Genomic DNA, 26323 nt, shown 5'->3' with positions numbered 1-26323 from the left:
TCCTCCCTATTCTCAACACTGGATTTCAATGATTTCTTGTGTACTGAGAGAACTGGAGAAGCCCATAGTTTATTTCTCAACTAACCAGATGTGGTGCACGTCCCACGTGGAAGCAGGGCTCTGCCGCCCCACCGGGGAGTCGAGGCGGACGCGGATCGCGGGCGTCCTCGGACTCGAGGACGCCCGCGATCGGGAGGCGGACGAAGAAGCCGTTCGCGCGGATCAGGAGGTCAGGACCGCCCCGCGGGTGTCGATTCCGGGGCTGAGCACGCTCCAGCCGTGGTTCTCCAGGGCGAATCGGGTCTGGTCGGCCAGAGTGGACAGGACCAGCACCGTGGGACCGGCGCCGGAGATGACGGCCGGGTAGCCCTGCTCGCGCAGGGAGTCCATGACCGCCATCGAGGCGGGCAGGACCCCGCGTCGGTACTCCTGGTGGAGCCGGTCCTCAGTGCCGGCCATGAGCAGGTCGGGGCGTCCGGCGAGCGCCAGCATGAGCACGGCGGCCCGGGAGGTGTTGAACAGGGCGTCCTCGCGCGGAACGGAGACCGGCAGGACCTGACGGGCCTCCTTGGTGGACAGGCGCGTCGTCGCCGGCGGGATGAGCAGGCTCACCCCGAGGGTGGCGTCCACGGGCATGGGCGCCATACGCGGGTGCCCGCCGCGTTCGACCCAGGCGACGGTGGCGCCTCCGAACACGGCCGGGGCGACGTTGTCCGGGTGGCCCTCGAAGTCAGTGGCCAGCGCGAAGATCCGGTCGTCGCTGAGGGCCTCCGGCTCGGAGATGAGGCCGCGCGCCAGCATGAGTCCAGCCACGGCGGCGCTGGCGGACGATCCCATGCCCCCGCCGTGGGGGATCCGGTTGACGCAGCGCATCTCGAAGCCGGCCTGCGGGGCTCCGACGGCGTCGAGGCCGGCCCGCAGGGCCTGCACGACGAGGTTGTTGTCATCGGTGGGGACCGTCTCTGCGCCCACGCCCTCGACGATGACGCGGGTGGTGCCGGTGATCGGCCGCACCGAGACCTCGTCGTAGTAGCGGAAGGCCATGCCGAAGGAGTCGAAGCCTGGCCCCATGTTCGCCGTCGTGGCCGGGACCCGGACGGCCGCGCGCTCGTAGACGATGCGCATGTCACTCACCTTCGACACGTTGGATGGAGACGACCTCGGCGACCCGGTCCGAGACTCGTAGCCCCTCGACCGCGGCGTCGAGGTGGAAGACGGGTGCCGGGTGGGTCACGAAGGTGACGACGGCCTGGTCCTGGCTGCCGTCGGAGGTGACGTAGGCGCTCTGGCGCACCGAGTTGATGGAGACCCCGTTCTCGGCGAAGACGGAGGCCATTGCGGCCAGGGAGCCGACGGCGTCGTCGGAGCGCAGCTGGATCTGGTAGCGGGTGACGGCGGCCTCGGGGCCGAGGACCGGCAGGCTCGCGTAGGAGGACTCGCGGGGGGCCTGACCGCCGTGGACCCGGTGGGCGGCGGCGGCGACGACGTCGGACAGGACCGCGGAGGCCGTCGGGGCTCCCCCTGCTCCCTGACCGTAGAACATGAGGCGCCCGGCGCTCTCGGCCTCGACCAGGACGGCGTTGTAGGCGCCGTGAACGCTGGCCAGAGGGTGGTCGTTGGGCACGAGGGCGGGGTGGACCCGCACGGAGACGCCTTGTGCATGCTCGTCCTCGCGGCGCTGGGCGATGGCGAGCAGCTTGAGCTCGCAGCCCGAGGCGTGGGCCTCGCGGATGTCGTCGGCAGTGACCTTGCGGATGCCCTCGACGGAGACGTCGTCGAGGCCCACCCGGGTGTGGAAGGCGAGGGAAGCGATAATGGCGGCCTTGGCGGCGGCGTCCAGGCCGTCGACGTCGGCGGTGGGGTCTGCCTCGGCGTAGCCGAGCTCCTGGGCGGTGGCCAGGGCGGTCTCGAAGGACAGGCCCTTGGTGCTCATCTCGTCGAGGATGTAGTTGGTGGTGCCGTTGACGATGCCGAGCACGCTGGTGACGCGGTCGCCGGCCATGGACTCGCGCAGCGCGTAGACCACGGGAATGGCTCCGGCGACGGCGGCCTCGTAGTAGAAGTCGGTGCCGGCGGCCGCCGCGGCGGTGTAGAGCTCGGGACCGTGGGCCGCAATGAGGGCCTTGTTGCCGGTGATGACGCTGGCCCCGGCCTTGAAGGCGGCCAGGATGAGGGTGCGGGCCGGCTCGATCCCGCCGATGAGCTCGATGACCAGGTCGTTCCCGGTAGCGACAGCGGTGGCGTCATCGGTGAGGAGGTCCTGGGGGACGGCGAAGTCACGCGGCGCGTTGACATCGCGGACGGCGACGCCCGTGATCTCAAGACGCGCGCCGGAGCGGGCGGCGAAGTCGTCGGCCTGCTCGGTGAGGAGGCGAATGACCTGGCTGCCGACGGTCCCGGCGCCGAGGACGCCGACGGTGAGTGTGCGCTGGGCGGGTGAGAGGTCTTGAGCCACGGAATGACCACCTTGCTGTGTGTGCTGTGTTGCGTGCCGCGCGTGGGCACTTCGACTGCGTCATGCGATGGGCCGATCGGCAGGCGCGGTCAACCGACCGCTCACCGGCGATGACCATCGCCGCGGGCCAGCATAAGGGCCATCGACCGTGAAGCGCTTGCGTGTCCGCCTGTGGACACACGGCAGGTCCCGTGCTCCCCGGCTCGATGGGCCCGGGCAGGTTGCTTCCGGCGCCCACCTGTGACGGCGCGCGAAGTGAAGGCGCTCAACGCCGCCAGATGATCTGCTTGAGCAGCCGAGTGATCACCCGGCCCAGGCCCATGGACGTCGGGGCGGCCGCGCTGTCGGAGTACCCCCAGGCGGGAGGCGGCTGCTCCAGGGAGGAGAGGAAGGAGGTCAGTGTGGACGGAGAGGAGGAGGTTGTTGCGCTCATGCCTTCAGGTTAGAAAGCAGCACTGCGATAAGCGCCCCTCAGGAGAACGATTGGCGAGGAGGGCTCCTCCTCCCTACGGCTGAGACGATCGGACGAGGATCTCCTGCTTCCGGCAGGTACCTCGAGCGGAGCCTGCGGGATACCGACCGGCCCCTGGGCGCAGACGGCCAGTGGCCCCGACCCGGTTGAACCGGGTCGGGGCCACTGGATGGGCTCTGATGACAGAGCGTTCAGGCTCGAGAAGCGGTTACCCGCGTTCAGGAGGCGTTGCGGCGACGAGCCACCAGGAGGGCGCCGCCCCCCAGGCCGGCGCCGGCGAGCAGCACGAGCGCAACAGCGTTAGCACCGGTGTGCGCCAGCGGCGGGGTACCACCGTTCGGCGTCTTCGGGGTGGAGGTGGGCGGCACCGGAGCACCCGGGGTGCTCGGCGGCTGCTGCGTGGTGGTCGGCGGGGTGGCAGGCGGGTTGTCCACCGTGGTGGGCGGGGTCTGCGTGGTCGTCGGCGGCGTGGTCACCGCGGGCGGGGTCTGCGTGGTCGTCGGCGGCGTCGAGGTGGTCGTCGTCGTGTTGGTCAGGGAGACCTTGACGAGCTCCTGGTCGCGGATGGTGAAGGTGTTGGTCTTCTGGCTGTCGATGGTGAAGACCGGCTCGCCCCAGCTGAAGCCGGAGGCGGCGGGCTGGGCCTTGGAGGTGTCCTCGGTGAGCGTGATCTTGGTGCCCACGGGGAAGGTGCCGTCGAAGGCGACCGGCTCACCGGGCTTGACCGTGACGGAGGAGGTTCCGGTGCGGCCCTCGCCAGTGGCCTTCTGGCCCTCGGGAGCCTTCCAGTCCGGGTAGGAGCTGGCAGCGGCCGGCAGCTCGTAGGCGACGTCGACGACGAAGCTGGAGCCGGCGGCCTTCGCGGCGGCCTCACCCTCGATGACCTTGGTCACGTTGAAGCTGCCGAAGCCGGGCTCCATCTGGACCGAGATGTCGAAGTACTGGACGTAGGACTGCTTCTGGGTGCTGGTCAGATCCGTGCCGTTGAGGTTAACGGTGTTCTCGTAGGAGGTGCCCCGCGTGGCGGCGACGGCGTTACCGTTGGCGTCCACGAAGGAGACGGGGTACTCCAGGGTGAAGTTGGTGCCGTTCTGGAACGGACCGGTCACCTCGTAGGTCGCAGTGCGGCCGTCCTGGGAGTAGGTGACCTTGACGTCGTAGTCACCGTACTGGGTGGTGGCGTCCTGGCCGGCGGCGTTGGTCAGCGGGATGGACTTGCCGTCAGCCGGGCGCAGGTTGAGGACCGTGCGGGTGGCGTCGGCCTGGTTGAAGGTCATGCCGCCACCGAGGGTGTCGGTGAAGACGATGCTCTGGCGGGAGCCGTCGAAGGTCTTGCCGAGCTTGTCACCAGTGGTCTGGTTGGTCCCGAAGTTCACACCCCAGGTCAGCTCTTTGTAGTTGTTGTAGAAGCTGGAGGCCCACTTGGTGAGCTCCCAGTCGCTCTCCTTGGGGCCGCCGATGCCGCCGCCACCGGGCAGGGTGACGGTGGTGGTGACGCCGTTGACGGTGAAGTCAACGGACTGCACGTCGGTGGCCTTGGCGACGGACACCAGAGCGGAACCGGAACCCTTGAAGTTGTGGAAGCCGGCGGCCTTGAGCTCGTCAACCTTGGAGTTGAAGGTGCAGGTGACGTCCTTGACGGTCAGGGTGCAGGTACCGACCTCGACATCCTTGCCGCCGTACTCGACGGTCATCGGGTGGGTCTCGCTGTTCTGCAGGTTGGTGAAGTACTCACCCAGACCGATCGTGAAGGAGTCGCCGCTCTTGAGGTTGGCGTCAACGCCGCTCCAGTCGAAGCTGAGGCGGGCGAGGTCGTAGGTGTTGAGCTTCCCTTCCTGCTCAATGTTGTTGCCGTCCACCCGAGTCAGAGACAGGTTGGTGACGTTGACGCTCTTGTTCTGCTCAGCGCTCGCCTGAGGAGCGAACTGAGACAGGATCGCGACAAGGAAGAGAGTGAGGATGGCGGCAGCCCCCCTCACCGCCCCTCGTGTGAGGGCCGGCCGAGAGGCGGCGCCCGTGGACATGGTGTTCATGGGTTCTCCGGATTCCTGGCATAGATGACAAGGGTCTGCCTTGTGAAGCATCACCGAACGTTCCCACCGTCTGTTCAGGAGAGGGAAAGGCCGCCCCGTGATGACCAAGACCACTGTGTCACAAACCGACTGTTTGGGAATAGGGAACACTCAAAACACGCACGACGTCACAGTCTCATCACATCTGAATTTGCTTATTCTGACAAGCGTCAACTCGTTATTTTGTAGGAATCCTACAAGCCATCTACCGCCAAGCTATGCCAACCCTGTGCCGCCCCTATCAGGCAGGCCGCAGTGCAGTTGTGTCAGCCCTCCAAAATAATTGACCATCCACCCGGACTTCGAAGCAGATACACTCAGTCTTCTTTAAGATTGTTGTCGTTTTCAGATTTGACTCATTGTTTTATCAGGACACATGCAGAAACGCCGTCGTTGCAGGAATTCGTTCCTGGAACGACGGCGCTTCAGCGAATGACCGAACGGAGACCTCAGCCCTCAAGGCGCAGGAGGTCCTCGATGGTCTCGGGGCGCAGGACCCAGCCCGACTCACCCTCGCGCACCCAGCGCACGCCGGGGCGGGTGAAGAGGTTGTAGTTGGAGGCCATGGAACGCCCGTAGGCGCCGGTGGCGGGAACGGCCAGCACGTCGCCGACGGCCAGGTCGGCGGGCAGGTCCACGTCACGCACGACGACGTCGCCGGACTCGCAGTGCTTGCCCACCACCCGGCTGCGCACCAGCCCGGCCTGCGGGTCGGGGCGGCGGTTGGCGACCAGGGCCGTGTAGGCGGCCTCGTAGAGGGCGGGGCGGATGTTGTCGCTCATGCCGCCGTCAATGCTGACGTAGAGGCGTGAGGCCCCCTCCCCCAGCTCGACGTGCTTGAGGCCGGTGACGGTGTAGAGGGTGACCGTCGTCGGGCCGGCGACTGCGCGGCCGGGCTCGATGGAGACGGTGGGGACCTCGTCTCCAAGACGCTCGCAGGTCTCGCGCACGGCCTCAGCCAGGGTGCGGGCAACCTGCGCCGGGCTGGGCGGCACCGGGTCGGCCCCGGTGTAGGCGATGCCGTAGCCACCGCCCAGGTCGACCTCCGGGCACAGGTGCCCGGTATCTGCGGCGACCTCGTGGCGCAGGGTGAGGACGATGCCGACGGCCTCCCGGAAGCCGGCCAAGTCCAGGATCTGGGAGCCGATGTGGGAGTGCAGCCCGTGCAGCTCGAGCTCGGGGGCGGCGATGATTGCGTCGATGGCCTGCCGGGCGGTACCGGCGTGGATGGAGAGGCCGAACTTCTGGTCCTCGTGGCCGGTGGAGATGTACTCGTGGCCCCCGGCGTGCACACCGGTGGTCAGGCGCACCATGACCTTGCCGGTCTCCTCGGCCCCGTAGACGCCGCTGGCGCGCAGCTCTCGCACGGCGCGGACGGCGAGGTCGACCTCCTCGAGGGAGTCGAGGACGAGGTGGCCCACGTGGTGGGTGAGGGCGACGGCGATCTCGGCCTGCGTCTTGCCGTTGCCGTGCAGGCCCAGACGGGTGGCGTCCGTGGTGGCCTCCGCCCCGTCCACCTCCTGCAGAGCGGCCAGTCCCACGGCGAGCTCGCCGCGGCTGGCGGTGTCGATGCCCATGCCCTCCTCGAGGACCCACTGGGCGACCTTGGTGGTCAGGAAGGCCTTGCCTGCGTAGAAGGCCTCTCCCCCGGCCATGCCGTAGCTGGGCCAGAACTCCTCGTGCATGGCGGCGGCCCAGGAGGCTGCTCGGCCGCGCAGGTCGGCCTCGTCCAGGACGAAGACGGGGCTGGGGGCCTCGGCGAGAATCTCGGAGACGGTCAGCCCGCCCAGAGCGAGCTCGCCGTCGTCCGTGCGCCGCGCCGTCGTGGGCCACAGGTCGGGACGGTCCTCGGGCTCCGGACAGGCCAGCGCCCCCAGGGGCGGCTCACCGGCGGGAATCTGGTCGGTCATCGACTCTCACATCCTCTCGGGCGCGCTCACGCCCAGCAGGTCGAGCCCGTTGGCCAGGACCTGACCGACGGCGTCGTTGAGCCACAGGCGGGCCACGTGCCCGGCGCTCACGGCGTCGTCCCCACGGGGGGTGACGCGAGTGGCGCCGTACCAGGCGTGGTAGGCGGCGGCGAGCTGCTCGAGGTAGCGGGCCACGCGGTGCTGCTCGCGCAGCTGCGCGGCCTGGGCAACGGTTGCGGGGAACTGGGCCAGGACCCCCAGCAGGGTGGCGTCGGCCGGATCGTCCAGGGCACCGGGCTCGAAGGGCGCCTCGTTCGGGTCGCGGCTCACGCCGTGCTCGGCGGCGTTGCGGGCCACGTTGCGGGTGCGGGCGTGAGCGTACTGGACGTAGTAGACGGGGTTGTCGGAGGTGGAGGAGGCCAGCAGGTCCAGGTCGATGTCGATCATGGAGTCCATGGAGGAACGGGCCAGGGCGTAGCGGGCAGCGTCCACGCCGACGGCGTCGACCAGGTCCTCCAGGGTGACGATGGTGCCGGCGCGCTTGGACATGCGCACTGGGACGCCGTTGCGCACGAGGTTGACGAGCTGACCGATGAGGATCTGCATGTTGGTGCCGGGGGTGTCCCCGAAGGCCGCGCACATGGCCATCATCCGGCCGATGTATCCGTGGTGGTCGGCCCCGAGCAGGTAGAGGGCGCAGTCGGCGCCGCGCTCGCGCTTATCCAGGTAGTAGGCGAGGTCGGCGGCGAAGTAGGCGGCGTTGCCGTCGGACTTGATGAGGACGCGGTCCTTGTCATCCCCGAAGTCGGTGGTGCGCAGCCAGGTGGCGCCGTCGCGCTCCTCGATGACGCCGCGCTCACGCAGGCGGGCGATGGCGCGCTCGACGGCGCCGGAGGTGTGCAGGGAGTCCTCGTGGAAGAAGACGTCGAAGTCGGAGCGGAAGGCGTGCAGCTCGGCCTTGACGGCGGCGAACATGAGGTCGACGCCGCGGGACCGGAAGACCTCGGTGGCCTCGGCGTCGGGCAGGGTGGCCGGATCGGGGCGGCCGGCGGCGAGCTCGTCGGCGGTCACCTGCTGGGCGATCTCGCTGATGTAGGCGCCGCCGTAGCCGTCCTCAGGGGTCTGCTCACCGCGGGCGGAGGCCAGCAGGGAGCGGGCGAAGCGGTCGATCTGGGTGCCGTGGTCGTTGAAGTAGTACTCCCGGGTGACCTGGGCACCGCAGGCGGACAGGATTCGGGCCAGGGAGTCGCCGACGGCGGCCCAGCGGGCGCCACCCAGGTGGACCGGCCCGGTGGGGTTGGCCGAGACGTACTCGAGGTTGATGTGCTGGCCGCTCAGGGAGTCGTTGCGGCCGTAGGTCTCACCGGCCTCGACGATGGAGCGGGCGAGCTCGCCGGCGCTGGCGGCGTCGAGGCGGATGTTGAGGAAGCCGGGGCCGGCGACCTCCACGGAGGCGACGCCGTCGAGGGCCTCAAGGCGCGGGACGAGGAGCTCGGCGAGATCGCGCGGCTTGGTGCCGGCCTTCTTGGCCAACTGCATGGCCACGTTGGTGGACCAGTCACCGTGATCGCGGTTGCGAGGGCGCTCGACGCGGGGGGCGGGAATCTCGGCGGAGGTCAGGGCGAGGGAGCCCTCGGCGGAGGCCTCCTCCAGAACGGTGCGGATGGCTGCGGCAAGCTCTTCTGGGGTCACGCGCGTCAGCGTACCGTCAACGGACGGGCCGGATCACGAGGGAGGCCGGCAGCTGCCGGGCATCGTGGGACATGTCGCAGTCTCGTGCCGGTTTCGCACCGGGACCGGGACGCTGGTACAGTCACGCCTCGGGCCCCGGTAGCTCAGTGGATAGAGCGTCTGCCTCCGGAGCAGAAGGTCGCAGGTTCGAATCCTGTCCGGGGCACCACAGCATCAGTGCGCAGTTGGTTCGGCCTACCGGTCGGCCCTGCGCACTATTCGCCGATATACGGCTCGGGTAGCGGGCCACTCAAGGTCTGGCCGGCGTCGTCCGTGATGCATACGTGCCGCCAGCCGTCATCGCCGTCCTCCAGCTCCAGGCTCCAGCCCGGCATCAGTTCCACGAGGCCTTCCAACGACCACACTGGGTCATCCACCCACAGCAGGTAGTCCCCCAGTCGTGGCTGGAGATAATCCAGCGTAATCGGTGGGACTGTCACCGAAAGGTCCTCCAGCAGAAGCACCGCGTACGATCCGCTCCTGAACGATGAACCATAATAATAGTAGTGGTCCCCGAAGATCGTCAGGGCTGCGCTGCCAATATCGTGGGCCACATCCACGATCACGGCTTCCGGATCCTCATCCCCAGGAAGCGTATAGGGGACCTGCGGCGTGGTGAGCTCCGCCTCGTGATGCTCCAGGCCGTACTCGAACACCTTGTGGGCAAGCCGTGTCGCATCCGGAAACCGCGCCAGCACATCCGAGTACCCCCACATCAACGTGGGCGGCTTCACCGCAACGGTTGCCAGCAGGTGAACCTTGGCCGTCACCTCGCCGCGGTCTGACGTCATCACAATACGTTGCGACGCTAGATCCACCTGATATCGCCAGGACGCGAAGTCTCCCATCCTCTCAACAAACACGTCGCGCATGAGCTCGTCACGCAGAGCAGCATAAATGAAGTTACGCTGACCCATTCGACGAATACGAGTATGCATGAAAGCCCCCGGGACGTGCTCATTACCTACGTTTCAAAGATAGCATTCCTGGCCAGTAATGCCTCCGTCGTTTGGGAGGACACCTGCGTTCTCAATAAGGAGCAGAAACCGCACTCCCGTCATCAGCAGGAAGCAGCGAGGCTCACCCCAAAGTCTTGAGGGCGAGGCTGGGGACGTCGGTCATGATGGCGTCCACGTTGAGGTCGGCCAGGTGGCGCATCCGCTCGGGATCGTCCACCGTCCAGACGTGGACCTCCAGGCCCGCGATGTGCGCGGAGGCCACGAAGCGGCGGGTGACCACCGGGACGCCGTGGTAGCTCTCCGGCACCTGGACGGCGTCGACCCTGCCGCGGGTCCAGCCCCAGCGGGTCTGGGGCAGGGGGACGGCCGCCTCGCTGCGCAGCATGAGTCCGAGCACGTCACTGACGCCCAGTGAGGTCATGGCCCGTGGCTCCTGGCGGCGCAGCACGGCCAGCCGACGAGCGGAGAAGGAGGCGAACCGGACTCGGTCGAGGGCCTGGGCGTCGCGCACCGTCTGCAGGGCGGCCTGGACGACGCTGGAGTCCTTGAGGTCGATGTTGAACTTCATCTCCGGATGGGCGTACAGGGCGTCGTCGAGCCGGACGAAGCCGCGCCCGTCGCCGGAGTCGAGGTCGGCCAGCTCGGCCCACATGACCTCGCCGACGGTGCGGGGGTCGTTCGCGGTGCGGTACAGGTCCTCGTCGTGGCTGAGCACGACGACGCCGTCGGCGGTCAACCGAAGGTCGGTCTCCATCCACTCCAGCCCGAGCGCGGCCACGTGCTCGACGGCGCTCCAGGTGTTCTCAGGAACCTCGCGTCCGCCGCCGCGGTGGGCGATGACGGCAGGGCGGCGGGTTCGTGACGCGGCAGGCGGCACAGTGGGTCTCCCTCAGCTGCAGTTGGTGGTGAGCTCGACGGCGTTGTGCTGCTTGAGCCAGCCCCACGGCTCCACGGTGGACTCGTCGGCGGTGTCGTCCTTGGTGCGCACCTCGAAGTGCAGGTGAGAACCGGAGGACCGGCCCGTGTTACCCACTCCGGCGATCATCTGGCCGGCCGTGACGGTGTCACCGGCCTTGACGTAGATACCGTCCTCGTACATGTGCAGGTAGCTGGTGTACCAGACCTGGCCGTCGATCTCGTGCTTGATGGTGATGGTTCCGGTGCCGTCGACCATGCCGGCGGTGGTGACGGTGCCGGCGGCGACCGCGTAGATGGGGGTCCCCACGGGGGCGGCCATGTCCTGACCGGCGTGCAGCTTGCGGTAGCCGAGGGTGGGGTGGGTGCGGTAACCGTACTCGGAGGAGATCTCGTAGGTGCCCGGAAGCATCGGGTAGAACAGCTGCGGCTTGGAGCTGAAGGCACTGGTGTCGCCGGAGGCGCCGGTGGCTGAGGAGCAGGTCTTGGCAGCGTTCTGGTAGGCCTCGCGGATCCTGGCCCGGGTGGCGGCGTCGGGCACGTTGGACAGCTGGGTGTCGGAGTCGTCGTCCAGGTCGTCGCTGCCGAGCACGGCGCTGGCCACGGAGGAGGCCTTCGTCCCAGCGGCGGCCGGGCTCTGCGTGGTGGAGCCGCTGGGGTGCATCTTCATGGCGGCCGAGGCCAGCGGGGTGTTGTCGAGGTGGCTGGACAAGGGGGCGAGCACTGTGGCCATGGCCAGGACCGACAGGACGGCGGTGCGCCCCAGGATCCCTGAGCCGGTGCGGCGGCGGACGGGACGGGCTGGGGCGGGGCCGGTTGAGGAGTCGCGGTGCGTGTCCGGCTTCGATGCTGCCTTGGCCCTGACCGACGACGTCGGGGCGGCGGCCTCGTCGGCTGCCTTGCCTCGCTTGGTCTGGGCGGCCGTCCGCACGGACTTGGTCTTCCTGGCGCTCCGGGCGGCCTTGATGGCGTGGATGGTCTCCTCGTCCGCGAGCGGCACCCCGGCCTTGCGTGCGGCCATGATCTTGCGGACCTCGGGGACCTCGATGGTCTCGGCGCCGCGGAAGTCCGTGATCCGCTGCGAGAACCGGATCTCATGGGGCGCCTCGGGTGCGGAGGACGCCTGGGGAGCCAGCTCCACGGGCGCCGGCGCTTCGGCTCGCGGCGTCTGGGTGGCGGCGCCGTCCGTCTGCGTGCCGGGGACGCCGAAAGAGGCGGCGTGGTGGGGCGTGGAGGCGACGACGGGGTTGGCCGAGGCGGTCGAGGCGCCGGCGGGGGCTGCTGCTGAGGCGCGTTGCCGACGGCGGCCGGCGGATCGGGAGGCAGGTTCGGAGGTCACCCCGGCTCCCGGCTCGGCGGGGGCGGTCTGCGCGGCTGCGTGCCGATGACCGTGACCGTGACGCTGCGTGTCACTGGGCGAAGCAGAAGCCGTGTCACTAGCGGCCCACCACGGCGTGGCGCTGGTGGGGTGAGCGGATGCCGGCTCAAGCCTTGAGGTGGACTCGGCCAGTGAGGCCGCGACCAGGGGCGACAGCGCCGAGGGCGTTGATGATGCCGCTGCGGGCGCGGCCTGGTGGCCACGATGAGAGCGGCGCTGGTCGTAGCGGCTCTCGGAGTGGTCCTCGGGGCGGTGAGCCTGGGGCTGCGCAGCACTCTCGACGGCGGGGTTCTCCCGCGTCTGTTGGGTGTCCTCGAAGACCTGGGCGGTCCGCAGGTCCTTGCGGGAGCGCCGGGTGGGGCGAGTGTCACCGGTGACCCGCGGCGAGGAGGTGAAGACGGACGGGGCCGCAGATGCGGCGCTGTGCGCCTGAGCCGCCGGCGTCTGCAAGGGCTGCTGGGAGGTGGGCTCGGGCCGTTCAATGGCGCTCTGACGCCGACGAGCCATCCGGCTCATTGGTGCGACGGGCTGCGACGGCGCCGGGTCTCCGAAGACCGACGGCGCCGCATCGCTCCCTGGGCGCGCTCCCGTCCGCGTGTCTGACGCCGCTGCCGGCGCCACGGGCCGCTGTGGGTGGTTCTGCTTCTGCGGGGCAAGCGGAACGTCGGGGAGAGCCGATGGGTTCGGAGCGGTGAGGGGACTGGAGGCGGCGCCGTTCTCGGCGTGGTCGGCGTGGAGGTCGCGACGTGAGCGGCGAGTGGCCCCGGCGACGTGAGTGGTGTGCGTCGTCGACGGTGACGACGGGGCGGCTGCGACCTGTGCCTCAGCGACCTGGCGAGCGGCTTCGGCAGCACGTTCCGCCTCGCGACGCTGGCGTCGACTCATGGGCTGCGGGGTCACGCGGGAAGCCTCCAGATGGCTGAGTGTCATAGGGAAGTCGTCGCTGCCGACAAACCGGCAGTCACGACGTGGTGGCTGCCAGGGCGACAGCCTGGGTTGTACTCGGTTAAAACAGTAGCGGTCTCCTGTGGGTCTTGCCAGGAGAACCAGCACACCTTTGTGTGACCTGCACTTCTTACGCAAACCCCGAAGTTCTATCCACACAGCCAGCCCGACACGAGAATCCCGTGCCATACGAACGAATCAGCACCTATGCACCGCTGTCTGCTCAGCGCTCGACAATGGTCGCCCGAGACGGCCCATGTTGTAAGTATCCGCCGACTCCACCCGTTAAATCACGATTTAGTCACGGCGCTGATGCTCCTCGCGCTGCATGGCGTCGTTGACCTCGCCGACGAGCTCTTCGAGGATGTCCTCCAGGAAGAGGACCCCGATGAAGCGCCCTTGCGCGTTGCGCACGTGCCCGAGGTGGGCCCCTGAGCGCTGCATGGCCGCCAGCGCCTCCTCGACCTCGTCGTCGTAGCCGACGGGAACGAGTGCGCGAGCGCGCCAGGCGGGTACCGGCTCGGTGCGCTCGGCGCCGTCGGCGTAGAGGATGTCTTTGAGGTGCAGGTAGCCGGTGATGACGGGTTCCTCCCCCTGGTCAACCGCGGCCTGGTCGACGACGAGCGGGAAGCGGGAGAAGCCGGTGGAGGCCACGGCCCGCTCCACGTCCTCCGGGGTGCAGTCCTGGGGCAGGGTGACGAGCTCACTCAGGGGCACCATGACGCTGCCGGCGGTCTCCTCGGAGAACTCCAGGGCGCCGCTGAGCAGGCCGGTGGAGTCCTCCAAGACGCCTTCGGCGGTGGAGCGCTCGACGATGGAGGCGACCTCCTCGGCGTTGAAGGCGGCGGCGATCTCCTCCTTGGCCTCGATACCCAGGACTTTGAGAGCCCCGTTGGCGAAGCCGTTGAGAGCGTTGACCACGGGGCTGAAGACGCGCGAGCACCACACCAGGGGCGGGGCGAGCCAGCGCACGGCCTTCTCCGGGGAGGCGATGGAGATGTTCTTGGGCACCATCTCCCCGGCGACGACGTGCAGGCCCACGACGATGACCAGGGCGATGACGACGGCGACGGCGTGGGAGCCGGCGTGCCCGACGCCCACGGCCGCGAGCAGGGGCTCCAGGGCGTGGGCGATGGCCGGCTCGGCGACGACGCCCAGGCCGGTGGAGCACAGGGTGACGCCGAGCTGGGCGGTGGCCAGCATGCGCGAGATGTTCTGCAGAGCCCATAGGGCGGTGGCGGCGCGGGCGTCGCCGGCCTCGGCCAGTGGCTCGAGCTGGCTGCGGCGCGAGGAGGTGACGGCGAACTCGGCGCCGACGAAGAAGGCGTTGCCGGCCAGGAGGATGACGGTGAGCAGGAGGGCGAGCGGAGTGCTCATTGGCGCTCCCCCTCTGGTCCTTGGCTTCCGGGCGCGGCCTCGGGGTCCTTGGGGCGCACGTGGAGGCGGGTGACGCGGCGCCCGTCCATGGCGTCGACGGTCAAGGAGGCGTGCGTCAGCTCGACGACGTCGCCGACGGCGGGGATGCGGCCGAGCTCGGTCATGACCAGGCCGCCGAGGGTCTCGTAGGGGCCGTCGTCGGGGACCTGGATGGCGGCGCGGGTGGCGAGCTCGTCGGGACGCATCCACCCGGGGACGACCCAGTGTCCGGAGGGGTCGAGGTGGGCGCCGGCGCGGCGGCGGTCGTGCTCGTCGGCGACGTCCCCGACGACCTCCTCGACGGCGTCCTCGAGGGTGACGACACCGGCGGTGCCGCCGTACTCGTCGACGACGATCGCCATCTGGGAGCCCTGGGCACGCAGCTCGACGAGCAGGTCGGCCAGCGGCATGGTCTCGGGGACGCGGGGCGCGGGCGTCATGAGGGAGGTGGAGGCGACGGGGACGTCGGCGCGCCGCTCGTAGGGGACGCCGATGGCGCGGCGCAGGTGGACGATGCCCATGACGTCGTCGACGTCGCGGCCGATGACGGGGAAGCGGGAGTGGCCGGTGGCGCGGGCCAGGTGCACGACGTCCTCGGCGGAGTCATCGGCCTCGAGGGTGTGGAGGCGGCCGCGGTCGGTCATGACGTCCACGGCGGTGAGTGCCCCCAGTCCGATGGAGCGGGTGAGCAGGGTGGCGGTGGAGGCGTCGAGGGTGCCTTCCTCGGCGCTGTGGCGCACGAGGGAGGCGAGCTCGCCGGCGCTGCGGGTGCCGCTGAGCTCTTCGGCGGGTTCGATGCCCATGGCGTGCAGGACGGCGTTGGCGGCGCCGTTGAGCAGGACGATGAGGGGCTTGAGGAGGGTGGTGAAGCCCATGACGAAGGGGATCACGAGGCCTGCGGCGCGCATGGGGTCGGCCAGGGTGACGTTCTTGGGGATGAGCTCGCCGATGACCATGGAGAAGGCGTTGACGACGATGAGGGCGATGACCACTGCGGCGCCGGTGGCCACGGAGGCGGCCAGCCAGTGGCTCATGAGACCGGTGAGCAGGTTCGCGAGGGCCGCCTGCATGGTGTAGCCCAGGAGCACGGTGGTCAGGGTGATGCCGACCTGAGCGCCGGACAGGAGGGTGGACAGGCGCCCCAGGGCGCGCCGGACCACCGTGGCGCGCTTGTCCCCGGTGGCGGCGCGGGTCTCGACGGTGGAGGGGTCGAGGGCGACCAGGGAGAACTCGCCGGCCACGAATAGGGCAGTGCCCACGGTGAGGACCACGCCGACGGCGATCATGAGCCAGTCGGTCATGCGGACCCCTCCCCCACGTGGAGTGCGGCGTGGGCGCCGGAGGCGGACGAGTCGGGGTGGGGGTGGTCAGAGGCGGGCGAGGAGGCGCGGTGCGTGCGGGGGCGGCGCCTTGAGGCCCGGCGGAAAGCCGATCGCATAGTGACCGAACGGTACCACCGCGGTGGTACCGCCACCGAGATCCCGGCACCAAACTCTCACGCGATCATCACCGACAGCACTGATTTCTCACGACTCAGGTAGCCTACGTCACAGACCGAGTGAGCACGGAGGTTGCGATGTCGTCACGGAAGCCACAGAAGGCAGTCCACTCAACTGATCCGAGCCAGTCCGGCTGGTGGCTCCTTGCGCCAGCTGGAGGCATCGCCGCTGGCGCCGCCATCCCGTACTTCGCAACACACAACACAGCGTGGACAACAGGAGGAGGGGTTATCGGCGCAGCTGTCGGAGCCGCAGCGGCAGCAACACCCCAGTTCCGAGACTGGGTCTCCGCACGCTCCCACAGGCAACAGATCGCCGAATCAACAGGGGCCGCAACCAACATAACTGGAGAGCCTTTAGAGGCCCTACGAGTCCATCGCTCAGATCACAATATCGCCGAATTCATTCACCGAGACATTGAGGATCAGCTGGTCGAGCATCTCCACAACGGCACACCCGCCCTCATCGTGGGGCCGTCCATGGCCGGCAAGACTCGTCTTGTGGTTGAGACGGTTCGCGCCGAATGGCCCAGCAAGCCTATCTGGTTTCCGCGAAACGAAGACGATATTGAAGTACTTTTAAACAACAACCTTGAACCCACATCGGAAACCGTAATCATACTCGACGACATTGATCGCTTTCTAAGCAATCAGTCACTCACACTAGGCACACTGAACCGATGGATCAACAACAATTGCATCATAGTAGGAACCATGGCGCGCTCAGCTTATACGGAGCGCCACCACAAAGAATTCGAACAACTAACCGGCTGGGATGTCGTGAATAGATTTCAGATTCTACACCTTTCAACCCTGCTCAGCCAAAATGAATTCCACAGGATAGGAACAACAAGTTATTCAAGAATTGCGAGCGAAGTCAAAGAAATCGGACTTGGCCCATCACTTAGTTGCGCACAGGACGTGAGAAATGCATTGACAGAAGAGCATACTTCGCACTCACAGTGTAGCGCCCTAATAAAGGTAGCCACCGACTGGAAGCGAGTAGGCCTGGGACCTGCATCCAGGACACAATTAACAACACTAGCTGAAGCGGTGTATTACAACGATACGTCCCACTTGGATTGGGGCGAAGCGTGGAGAAAAGCCACAACCCCGATCAATTCCGTAGTTCCTTTCATTAATCGAGCAACCAACGACAAATGGGAGGTTCTCGACTTCATTGCTGAGAGCGATGCAGGACGTCCAGTCTCTCCTGATTGCCTATACGCAATATCGACATTAGAGCTCAATGCTCCACAAACCCTCATGGCGGCTATCGCAATGTTCAGAAAAGGCGGCTTAAACACACAGATCGAAAAGATGTACACTCGAGCAATCCTAAACAACCCAGACAACATAAAACTCCTTGGAAACTACGTAAAGTTCTTAGACAATATTCAACGCAAGGCAAGTTATTTCCACGACATCTCGATCGCACAAAGCAATTTGACCCTATCTTCGCCTCAACTTTCAACAGATCTTCCGGACACCCAAATTGACATCTTCTCGGAGGAAATCACAAACTATTGTTCTAATTTGGAAGAATTTTCAGCATATGAAATCAGATCAATTGAACTGAATGCGATGCAAAATGCAGAATACACCATCCATTCAAGGAATAAGCAGAATCGTCTACCACTCGCCCCTATTCAGGCATTTCTCAAAACTCTGCGGATAAAGTGGTTGAGTAAGGGGCATAAACTATGGACAACCAGCAGTCGATCCAGGAGAAGGCACCGTGACGTCACCCCTCAACTCGCTGACATCTTCAACAGTTTACACGGCTATCTCTACAACACTTATCTCTACGACACGCATCACACCAAAGACATTTACGATTACATCCTGTCATTACATCCAAATAATGCAGACATACTAGGAAATTATGCAGCATTCCTCGACTCAATGCTTAACGACGCCGACAGTGCCGATAAAATTTATAGGCTCGCACTCGATATAAATCCAACAGACATCCAGACAATCTGCAACTATGCGTCATTCTTATATAATACAAAGAATGACTACGTTTACGCAGATCAACTTTATAAACAAGCAATCAAAATCGATCCGAACAGCACGCACGTGACTCACGAGTACAGCACTTTCCTACAGAATTTAAAATCTAAACACAATTAGTTTAGTAACCCTCGATCACATAATTTCGACTACACCCTAATAAGCGTCAGAGCCAATCATGCACCTACAGACACACTAGGAGGCCTATTCATGGGGTGTATGTGAATATAACTCTGAGGATGGCGGTGATGGTTTCCGGGAAGGTATCTAGCGGTCTTCTGTAACCGGTGTGCAGGACCCTCCGGGTCTTGATGTTGGCGATGACTCTCTCGATCTTGTGGCGGCCCAGTTGACGGTTCTGTTGTAGGTCCTGTCATCGGGATGGAGGGCAGGTTCGGGGTTTTCTTTTCGGGGTGATCATTCCCAGTCCGATGTATCCCTTGTCGCCGATATGGCGTGGTGGTGTCCCGTCGGGTAGGTCGTGGCGGGGACGTCGAGCAGGCCGCAGCGGCGCAGGGCCTGAGCGTCGTGCGTGCACCCGTCCTGGGGGTCGGACACCCAGGCCAGTCGGCCTGAGAGGGTGCAGGCCACCTGGACGTTCAGACCTGTGGTCTTGTGCTTGCCTTAAGTCAAGCTCAGGATGATCAGCCCAGGACCAGCACTGAAGTAGGGTGCCGTCCACAATCAGCTGGGCCGTGGGGCCCAGATCCTCCACCGTAGGCACGTGCTTTTGAAGAGCCCGGGCGATCAGAGGAGTGTAGGCACCAGTCACGCGGGAGGCGGTGACCTGCCAGACGCAGTAGGCCTCGGCGAGCAGCTCCTGGGGCAGGTTGTGCCTCAGGTAGGTCAGGGTCGGGCGCACGCACAGCAACAACCTCAACACCCTCACCCCGAACACCGGCAGGGGACCAGAAGCGTGAATGGCCTCGCACAGGTCCACAACCTCACACCGAGAGATTCTCGTGCTTCCATTTATGACGACGGCTCGTTTTCTGATTGAGTTGGTTGAACACCAAAGATTCTCTCAGGAACGGGCCGTCGCCTTGCTCAGCGACACACTATTTCCAACAAAACACCCCAAATACCCCTATGAATTAGTTCCCTTTACTGACCGAATGCTATTTCAACCTGCTCGCCCATTCACCCGAGCACCGCAAAGAGTCCGGAGGAGTCTTCAAGAGCCTTCTTGCAAACGGTGTGACGACAGGTGATTGGTCATTCGAGATGAACCTGGAGAGGCTCAGGCGCAAGGAGGATCCTCGGCTGGAACTACTCGAGGCGGTGGCTCAGACGCTTGCAGACGGCGACATGTCCCGGCTCGATGCCTTCGAGGAGTGGCGCGACCTGTAGGTCGCCGCCATCGTGCCGGCCGCCGGGCCAGGGCCGCGAGCGCGCCACGGCCGGGACACGCATGTGTCTTTGGTCCCGTATTTGCTCGCATGAGACGCCCTTCACCTTCTAGGATGTCCGATGAACGCCGCCGTTCCTCCCCCGGGGTCCCGCTGAGGCTCCCAGTGTCGGAACGGGAGACTGACAAGCCCCGAGGAGACCCCGACGTGCCCACGCAGGACCAGATCAGCCCAGGTTTCGGTGCCAACGAGTGGATGGTGGAGGAGATGCGGGCCGCCTGGTCAGCGGATCCCTCCTCCGTGAGTCCCCAGTGGCGCGAGCTCTTCGAGACCGATCCGAGTGCCGGCCTGCACCAGCCGAGCCCCGCCCCCTCCAAGGGCTCTGCGTCGTCAGCCGCGGGTGGGCCGCGCCGGGCCACCATCACACCCCGGGCGGCCTCCACTCTGCGCCGTTCCTCCGCCGTCCAGGACGTCACCCGCTCCGACCTGCCGCCGGCCCCGCCGTCGGACACTGAGCCCCCGACCTCCCCCTACGCCCAGCGCCAGGCCGCCCACCCCGCTCACGACCAGGACGGTGACGCCTGTGAGGACCGCGCCACCAGGCTCAAGGGTGCGGCGGCCCGCACCGCCAAGAACATGGACGACTCCCTGTCCATGCCCACGGCCACCTCCGCCCGGGCCGTGCCCGCCAAGGTCCTCATCGAGAACCGGGCCGTCATCAACACCCACTTGGCCCGCACCCGCGGCGGCAAGGTCTCCTTCACCCACCTCATCGGCTGGGCGGTGGTCGAGGCCCTTTCCGAGATGCCCTCGATGAACGTCTCCTACGGGGTTGACGAGGCCGGCAAGCCGGTCCTGCACGAGCCCGCCCACGTGGCCTTCGGCCTGGCCATCGACGTGCCCGGCTCCGACGGGCAGCGCCGCCTGCTGGTGCCCTCCATCAAGCAGGCCGACCTTATGAACCTGTCCCAGTTCGTGGAGGCCTACGAGGCCCTCGTGGCCAAGGCCCGCGAGAACAAGCTGGACCTTGACGACTTCCGCGGCACCACCGTGACCCTGACCAACCCCGGCATGATCGGCACCCTGCACTCGGTGCCGCGCCTCATGCCCGGCCAGGGGCTCATCGTGGGGGTCGGCGCCATGGACTACCCGGCCGCCTTCGCCGGCGCCAGCCCCGACACCCTGGCCCGCCACGGCATCGGCAAGGTCGTCACCCTGACCTCCACCTACGACCACCGCGTCATCCAGGGCGCCGCCTCCGGCGAGTTCCTGCGCCTGGTGGAGCGCAAGCTCCTGGGACTGGACGGCTTCTGGAACCGGGCCTTCGAGTCCCTGCGCATCCCCCTCGAGCCGGTCGCGTGGATGCGTGACACCACCTACGACCCCGAGCTGGAGACCGGCAAGCCGGCGCGCGTGGCCGAGCTCATCCACGCCTACCGTCAGCGCGGCCACCTGGCCGCCGACAACGACCCGCTCACCTACCGCCTGCGCCGCCACCCCGACCTGGACATCACCTCCTACGGGCTGAGCCTGTGGGACCTGGACCGCTCCTTCCCCACCCGGGGGCTGGGCGGGCGCGATCGGGCCACTCTGCGCGAGATCCTCAAGATGCTGCGCGACGCCTACTGCCGCACCGTGGGCGTGGAGTACATGCACATCCAGGACCCGGCCCAGCGCGCCTGGTGGCAGGAGCGCCTCGAGCGCGACTGGGAGGACATCGGTGACGAGGAGCGCCGTCGGATCCTCACCAAGCTGGAGCAGGCCGAGGCCTTCGAGACCTTCCTGCAGACCAAGTACGTGGGCCAGAAGCGCTTCAGCCTCGAGGGCGGGGAGTCCCTCATCGTGGCCCTGGACCGCCTGCTCGACGCCGCCGCCCACGACGGCCTCGACGAGGTCGTCATCGGCATGGCCCACCGCGGCCGCCTCAACGTGCTCACCAACATCGCCGGCAAGTCCTACGGCCAGGTCTTCGACGAGTTTGAGGGCAACGGCGTCATCGAGGGCGCCGGCACCGGGGACGTCAAGTACCACCTGGGCACCGTGGGCGTCTTCTCCGGGACCGACGGCGTGTCCACCCGCGTCTCCCTGGCCGCCAACCCCTCCCACCTGGAGACAGTCGACGGCGTCGTCGAGGGCATCGTGCGCGCCAAGCAGGACCGCATCGGCCTGGGCGAGAAGGGCTACACGGTCATGCCGGTCCTCGTCCACGGCGACGCCGCCTTCGCCGGCCAGGGCGTGGTCTACGAGACCCTCAACATGAGCCAGCTGCCCGCCTACCGCACCGGCGGCACCGTCCACATCGTCGTCAACAACCAGATCGGCTTCACCACCGGCTCGGCCTCGGCCCGCTCCACCATCTACGCCACCGACCTGGCCAAGGGCCTGCAGGTGCCGATCTTCCACGTCAACGCCGACGACCCCGAGACCGTGGCCCGTACCGCCCGCCACGCCTACGAGTACCGACGCACCTTCCACAAGGACGTCATCATCGACCTCATCTGCTACCGGCGCCGCGGGCACAACGAGGGAGACGACCCCTCGATGACCCAGCCGCTCATGTACCGGCTCATCGACTCACTGGACTCCACTCGCGGGGTCTACACCGCCGCCCTCGTGGGACGCGGCGACATCACCCCGCAGGAGGCCGGCGAGATCGCCAAGAGCTACCAGGACGAGCTGGAGCGGGTCTTCGCCGAGGCCCGCGTCCAGGTCACCGGGGGCACGGGCTCCGACGGCGCCGGGGAGGCCGCCGACACCTCCACGCAGGACCTGTCGGACCCCACGAAGGTGGGTGTGCCCCTGTCTTCCTTGGAGATCCCCTACTCCCAGCGGGCGGGCACCGGCATGATGCTGGGCTGGACCTCGGCCGTGCCGCGCGACGTCGTCGAGCGCATCGGCGACGCCCAGGTCGCCTGGCCCGAGTCCTTCACCGTCCACCCCAAGCTCCAGGCCATGCTCTCCAAGCGCCGCGAGGCCACGCGCGAGGGCGGCATCGACTGGGGGCTCGGAGAGCTCATCGCCCTGGGGAGCCTGCTCATGGAGGGCGTGCCGATCCGCCTGGCCGGCGAGGACGCCCGCCGCGCCACCTTCGCCCAGCGCCACGCCGTCCTGCACGACCACGCCTCCGGGCAGGAGTGGACGCCCCTGAGCTTCCTGACCCCGGACCAGACGCCCCTGGAGATCTACGACTCCCTACTCAGCGAGTACGCCGCCCTGGCCTTCGAGTACGGCTACTCCGTGGAGCGCCCCGAAGGACTGACCATGTGGGAGGCCCAGTTCGGCGACTTCGCCAACGGCGCCCAGTCCGTCATCGACGAGTACGTCACCTCCGCCGCCCAGAAGTGGGGGCAGCGCTCCGGCCTGGTCATGCTGCTCCCCCACGGCCAGGAGGGGCAGGGACCCGACCATTCCTCGGCCCGCATCGAGCGCTACCTGCAGATGTGCGCCCAGGACAACATGCTGGTGGCCCAGCCCTCCACGCCCGCCAGCTACTTCCACCTGCTGCGCGAACACACCTACACCCGCCCGCGCCGCCCACTCATCGTCTTCACCCCCAAGCAGCTGCTGCGTCTGAAGGCCGCCTGCTCGCCGGTGGAGGACTTCACCTCCGGCACCTTCCAGCCGGTCATCGGGGAGACCGACGACGCCGTCCTGGCCGCAGCGCGCAAGCAGGGCGTGGACCGGGTGCTGCTGTGCTCGGGGCGCGTCTACTACGACCTGCTGGCCCACCGGACCAAGACCGGGGACACGAGCACGGCCATCGTCCGCCTCGAGCAGCTCTACCCGCTGGAGAGCTCGGACATCGCCGAGGCGCTGGCCCCCTTCAGTGGGGCCGAGCTCGTGTGGGTGCAGGACGAGCCCGCCAACCAGGGCATGTGGCCCTACCTGGCGCTCCACCTGCCGACCGACCTGACCGGTGGTGTCCTACCGACGCTGGTCTCCCGGCCCGAGGCCGCCGCCCCGGCGGTGGGCACCGCCGGCGTCCACCGCGCCCAGCAGGAGGAGATCCTCCGTCAGGCCTTCGCCCGCCACTGAGAACGGGCTGATCGTTTCCGACTCATTGCAGGCCAAAGCCTCCGAAATGCCGTCAGCCTCCACCGTTACAACCCAAGGTCACGATAATGTCAAGACAGCATGAGGGATCATGAGGCATGAGGAGGCGCTGCCATGCGTGAGACGAGGCTGAGCTTCATTGGCGACGAGCTGGTGGCCGGTCATGGTGACGGACGCGCCTTGGGATGGACGGGCCGGGTCATGGCCCGCACGCCCCGGGACGCCGACATCCTGTGGACCTCGCTGGCGGTTCCCGGTGAGACGACGGCGCAGATGTCCGACCGCTGGGGCCCCGAGGTGGCCCGGCGTTCCACGCACACCGGCATCAACCGGCTCGTCGTGGGGCTGGGCGTGGCCGACGTGCTCGCCGGCATCTCCTACGCCCGCTCACGCCTGGCCCTGGCCAACATCCTCGACACGGCCGCCTCCGACCACCGCGAGTGCTTCGTGGTCGGTCCCCCTCCCCTGCCCGAGGCCGACCCCGATGCCACCGCCCAGCTGTCCCAGGCCGCCGAGGAGGTGTGCCTGAGGCGCAACGTGCCCTACGTGGACGCCTTCGAGCCGCTGCGCAACCACGAGCAGTGGACGGCCGACGTCGCCGCCGCCGGCGGCACGCACCCGGGCCAGGCCGGATACGGTCTGTTGGCCTGGCTGGTGCTGCACCGCGGCTGGTACGAGTGGCTCGGCGTCGAGCGCCCCGAGTCCTGAGGCCCGAGCGCCCCGACAACGTCACGTCGGCCGGTCACCGCGAGTGGTGACCGGCCGACGTCTGCTATGTCTCAGGGCGTTGCGCTCAGCGCGCCACCCGGCTCAGGCGTTGGGACGCTTGCCGTGGTTGGCGCTGGACTTGGCGCGTGCACGACGCTTACGACCGCGCTTGCTCATCACTGCCTCCTCGTGTCTTGACTCGCCCCACGAGGGGGCACGGAACGCCGCTGATTCTCGCACAAGGCGGCGCGCCTGGGCCAGTCTCGCAGCGCCGACCAGCCGGTGAAGGCGACCACACGTCAGCGCACGTCACTGCCGGCGGGACCCGGCCGCGTCCTCAGTCGCGTTCGAAGCGGACGGTCCGGGAGGACTCGACCCGGGACTCCACGACGCGCACGACCCGCCCGGAGGCGGAGGACTGGGTCCGGGTCGTGGTCGACGTCGTCGTCACGCTCACCGCGGTGGCGCGCAGGGCCGACAGGCGCCCCAGGACGCGGGCGCGCAGCTCGGCAGGGGCCTGCTCGGCGCACCGCGAGCGCAGGATCTCCCGCAGGTGGGTCTCGGCGTCGGCGAGGCGGGAGCAGTGCGAGCAGGTGGCCACGTGCTGGGCGAGGCGCTCGGCCAGGTCGGCGGTGCACTCGCGATCGAGGAAGGCCTCCAGGTGGGCGCGGGCCTCGGCACAGGAGCAGTCCTGGGAGCCGTCCGCGCTCTTGGGGTCCTTGGTGGGCTCGGCGCTGTTGTCGCCGGGGGTTCCCGGTTCCATGCGGTCTGTCATTTCTCCTCCTCCCCGTATCCGTACTCTCGGGCGTAGTCGGCCAGCAGCTCGCGCAGCTGGCGGCGCCCTCGGTGCAGCCGGGACATGACGGTCCCGATGGGCGTGTCCATGATCTCGGCGATCTCCTTGTAGGAGAAGCCCTCCACGTCCGCCAGGTAGACGGCCAGGCGCCGGTCCTCGGTGAGCTGTCCCAGGGCGTCCTTGATGTCGGAGTCCGGCAGGGCGTCCAGGGCGAGGTTCTCCGCGCTGGGCAGCCCCACCGAGTCGTGGGAGGCGGCCCGGTGCAGCTGCCAGTCCTCGACCGCCTCCGCGTCGGACTGGAGCGGCTCGCGCTGCTTCTTGCGGTAGGAGTTGATGAAGGTGTTGGTCAGGATCCGGTAGAGCCAGGCCTTGAGGTTGGTGCCGGGCCGGTACTGGTGGAAGGAGCCGAAGGCCTTGGCGTATGCGTCCTGCACGAGGTCCTCGGCGTCAGCCCGGTTACGGGTCATGCGCAGGGCGGCGCCGTAGAGCTGGTCCAGGTAGGGCAGGGCCTCTGCCTCGAAGCGGGCGGCCCGGGCGGCCTCGTCCTCACCAGCCGGCGCCCGGTCCAGATCGCGTACGTCATCGCCCGGATCGATCGCCTCATCCAGGGCGAGCTCATCTGTGTGGTCGTCGATGTCCGTCATCAGCCACGAGCCTAACGTGCTCCGGGAGTCTTCGGTCTCACCGACGCCACGAGCCTCGGCCATTGTCTCGGTCATCATCTCGGTCATCCTGGCCGGCCGTCCCGACGCGACACAGTGCCGACGGCGCCGGTCCTGCCGGCCGGTCCGCTCACGGCGGCCTCGTGGCCCGCTCGGTGGTGCGCCCCGCCAGCGGGCGGTCCGTCTCGATGGCGGCGCGGTCGGCTGCTGAGTACTCATGTCCTGACCAACGCGATAGCGGCCAGGATTCATTCCCCGTCCGCGCCCAGCGAGGCACGCGCCACGTTCGAGCGGCGATATCGCTGGCCCGAGCCGCCCGTGTAAGTCAGGATGGGGGCATGAACATTCTGCGCTCCTTCGTCCGCCCCATGCTCGCTGCGCCCTTCATCGTCGATGGACTCGACGCCATGGTGCGCCCGTCGCGCCACGTGGAGAAGTTCGAGAAGGTCGCCCCCACGCTGGAGCGGGCCGGCCTGCCGCCGGTGCTGACCTCCGACGCCCGGCTGCTCACCCGTGCCTCGGGCGCCGTGAACCTCGTGGCCGGGCTGGGGCTGGCCGCCGGCCGGGCGCCCCGCACGAACGCCACCATCCTGGCTGCCCTCAACGTGCCTCTCACCGTGGTCAACAACCCCGTCTGGGCGGTCAAGGGGACGCAGGCCCGCAAGGAGGCCCTCTCCGGGCTGCTGCGCGGGGCCGCTCTGGGGGCAGGGCTCGCGCTGGCCGCCGTCGACCGTCAGGGCAGGCCGTCCCTGGCCTGGCAGGTGCGCAACGCCCGCCAGCAGCGCGAGGCGATGCAGGCCGCCCAGCAGGCCGCCCAGCGGCGCTACGTGACCGCCTGAGTCACCCTCGCCGGCCCCGGACCCCGTTGGTTCCAGGCCCGGATCCGACGTCGGCCCATCGCCGTCACCTCCCGGAGCGCCCCGGCACCTGTCACCTGGGCGACACAGGCGGCGGCTACTCTCGCCCCGTCCACTGCCGACCGGTCGCG

The 26323-nt window shown here is 67.5% G+C and carries 20 protein-coding genes and 1 tRNA gene; 6 read left to right on the top strand and 15 right to left on the bottom strand.

The genetic code is table 11. The features are described from left to right. Window positions 1-222: 222 nt before the first annotated feature. From thrB to argS, 6 genes are all read right to left on the bottom strand, one after another. Window positions 223-1125: a homoserine kinase gene (gene thrB / locus BKH20_RS00210; RefSeq protein ID WP_075371426.1), complete on the bottom strand. Its 903-nt coding sequence runs from the start codon at window positions 1123-1125 to the stop codon at window positions 223-225. A gap of 1 nt (window position 1126) precedes the next feature. Continuing rightward, on the bottom strand, window positions 1127-2455 hold the full coding sequence (locus BKH20_RS00205; protein WP_075389442.1) for a homoserine dehydrogenase: 1329 nt from the start codon (window positions 2453-2455) through the stop codon (window positions 1127-1129). Between the two features lie 265 nt (window positions 2456-2720). Then, entirely contained in the window at window positions 2721-2888 is a 168-nt protein-coding gene (locus BKH20_RS14175; protein ID WP_178387936.1) for a hypothetical protein, read from the bottom strand. 257 nt (window positions 2889-3145) lie between these two features. Continuing rightward, complete coding sequence (locus tag BKH20_RS00200; protein WP_075389441.1) at window positions 3146-4960, bottom strand: DUF5979 domain-containing protein; 1815 nt, start codon at window positions 4958-4960, stop codon at window positions 3146-3148. A gap of 488 nt (window positions 4961-5448) precedes the next feature. Beyond that, the gene (lysA, locus tag BKH20_RS00195; protein WP_075389440.1) at window positions 5449-6909 is read right to left on the bottom strand and encodes a diaminopimelate decarboxylase; all 1461 of its coding nucleotides are present in this window, start codon (window positions 6907-6909) and stop codon (window positions 5449-5451) included. A gap of 6 nt (window positions 6910-6915) precedes the next feature. After that, window positions 6916-8601 (bottom strand): arginine--tRNA ligase, encoded by a 1686-nt coding sequence (gene argS, locus BKH20_RS00190; RefSeq protein ID WP_075389439.1) that lies wholly within the window; start codon window positions 8599-8601, stop codon window positions 6916-6918. A 132-nt stretch (window positions 8602-8733) separates the two neighbouring features. On the opposite strand from argS, the gene BKH20_RS00185 reads away from it, so the two are divergent. Next, window positions 8734-8809 (top strand) — tRNA-Arg (locus BKH20_RS00185). Window positions 8810-8855: 46 nt separating this feature from the next. On the opposite strand, the gene BKH20_RS00180 is transcribed toward BKH20_RS00185, so the two are convergent. The 5 genes from BKH20_RS00180 to BKH20_RS00160 all read right to left on the bottom strand — a co-directional run bounded on the left by BKH20_RS00180 (window position 8856) and on the right by BKH20_RS00160 (window position 15554). Then, a complete protein-coding gene (locus BKH20_RS00180; protein WP_143224909.1) occupies window positions 8856-9557 on the bottom strand; it encodes a DUF6882 domain-containing protein in 702 nt (233 codons plus the stop codon). 163 nt (window positions 9558-9720) lie between these two features. Further along, window positions 9721-10476 carry a glycerophosphodiester phosphodiesterase family protein gene (locus tag BKH20_RS00175; RefSeq protein ID WP_075389437.1) on the bottom strand — a complete coding sequence of 252 codons (756 nt, stop codon included), beginning with the start codon at window positions 10474-10476 and terminating at the stop codon, window positions 9721-9723. Window positions 10477-10488: 12 nt separating this feature from the next. Then, window positions 10489-12792, bottom strand: a complete 2304-nt coding sequence (locus BKH20_RS14890) for a M23 family metallopeptidase (RefSeq protein ID WP_276565249.1) — start codon at window positions 12790-12792, stop codon at window positions 10489-10491. Window positions 12793-13134: 342 nt separating this feature from the next. Then, window positions 13135-14214, bottom strand: a complete 1080-nt coding sequence (locus BKH20_RS00165; protein WP_075389435.1) for a hemolysin family protein — start codon at window positions 14212-14214, stop codon at window positions 13135-13137. Next, the gene (locus tag BKH20_RS00160) at window positions 14211-15554 is read right to left on the bottom strand and encodes a hemolysin family protein (RefSeq protein ID WP_075389434.1); all 1344 of its coding nucleotides are present in this window, start codon (window positions 15552-15554) and stop codon (window positions 14211-14213) included. Before BKH20_RS00160 ends, BKH20_RS00165 begins: the two co-directional genes overlap by 4 nt. A 257-nt stretch (window positions 15555-15811) precedes the next feature. Here BKH20_RS00160 and BKH20_RS13865 point away from each other — a divergent pair, with 257 nt between their 5' ends. Beyond that, window positions 15812-17887 (top strand): tetratricopeptide repeat protein, encoded by a 2076-nt coding sequence (locus BKH20_RS13865; protein ID WP_143224908.1) that lies wholly within the window; start codon window positions 15812-15814, stop codon window positions 17885-17887. Window positions 17888-18184: 297 nt separating this feature from the next. Here the strand turns inward: BKH20_RS13865 and BKH20_RS14415 are convergent, their stop codons facing one another. Continuing rightward, window positions 18185-18358 carry a hypothetical protein gene (locus BKH20_RS14415; protein ID WP_256692943.1) on the bottom strand — a complete coding sequence of 58 codons (174 nt, stop codon included), beginning with the start codon at window positions 18356-18358 and terminating at the stop codon, window positions 18185-18187. 633 nt (window positions 18359-18991) lie between these two features. Between BKH20_RS14415 and BKH20_RS14405 the strand changes: the two genes are divergently transcribed. The 3 genes from BKH20_RS14405 (at window position 18992) to BKH20_RS00140 (ending at window position 23877) form a co-directional block, all read left to right on the top strand. Next, window positions 18992-19117 carry a hypothetical protein gene (locus BKH20_RS14405; RefSeq protein WP_256692942.1) on the top strand — a complete coding sequence of 42 codons (126 nt, stop codon included), beginning with the start codon at window positions 18992-18994 and terminating at the stop codon, window positions 19115-19117. 206 nt (window positions 19118-19323) lie between these two features. Next, the gene (locus BKH20_RS00145; protein WP_075389433.1) at window positions 19324-23151 is read left to right on the top strand and encodes a multifunctional oxoglutarate decarboxylase/oxoglutarate dehydrogenase thiamine pyrophosphate-binding subunit/dihydrolipoyllysine-residue succinyltransferase subunit; all 3828 of its coding nucleotides are present in this window, start codon (window positions 19324-19326) and stop codon (window positions 23149-23151) included. Window positions 23152-23283: 132 nt separating this feature from the next. Next, window positions 23284-23877, top strand: a complete 594-nt coding sequence (locus tag BKH20_RS00140) for a GDSL-type esterase/lipase family protein (protein WP_003785741.1) — start codon at window positions 23284-23286, stop codon at window positions 23875-23877. Between the two features lie 102 nt (window positions 23878-23979). On the opposite strand, the gene BKH20_RS14975 is transcribed toward BKH20_RS00140, so the two are convergent. The 3 genes from BKH20_RS14975 to BKH20_RS00130 all read right to left on the bottom strand — a co-directional run bounded on the left by BKH20_RS14975 (window position 23980) and on the right by BKH20_RS00130 (window position 25317). Then, the gene (locus BKH20_RS14975; RefSeq protein ID WP_370538935.1) at window positions 23980-24054 is read right to left on the bottom strand and encodes a 50S ribosomal protein bL37; all 75 of its coding nucleotides are present in this window, start codon (window positions 24052-24054) and stop codon (window positions 23980-23982) included. A 160-nt stretch (window positions 24055-24214) separates the two neighbouring features. Beyond that, window positions 24215-24652, bottom strand: a complete 438-nt coding sequence (gene rsrA, locus BKH20_RS00135; protein WP_075389432.1) for a mycothiol system anti-sigma-R factor — start codon at window positions 24650-24652, stop codon at window positions 24215-24217. Further along, window positions 24649-25317: a sigma-70 family RNA polymerase sigma factor gene (locus BKH20_RS00130; protein ID WP_075389515.1), complete on the bottom strand. Its 669-nt coding sequence runs from the start codon at window positions 25315-25317 to the stop codon at window positions 24649-24651. The genes rsrA and BKH20_RS00130 overlap by 4 nt, the downstream gene beginning before the upstream one ends. A 356-nt stretch (window positions 25318-25673) precedes the next feature. Here BKH20_RS00130 and BKH20_RS00125 point away from each other — a divergent pair, with 356 nt between their 5' ends. Next, entirely contained in the window at window positions 25674-26174 is a 501-nt protein-coding gene (locus BKH20_RS00125) for a DoxX family membrane protein (protein ID WP_075389431.1), read from the top strand. The last annotated feature ends 149 nt before the right edge of the window (window positions 26175-26323 follow it).

Source organism: Actinomyces oris (assembly GCF_001937445.1).
Lineage (GTDB): Bacteria > Actinomycetota > Actinomycetes > Actinomycetales > Actinomycetaceae > Actinomyces > Actinomyces acetigenes.
The sequence above is the reverse complement of the archived record's forward strand: the minus strand, read 5'-3'. Positions and strand labels throughout refer to the sequence as shown.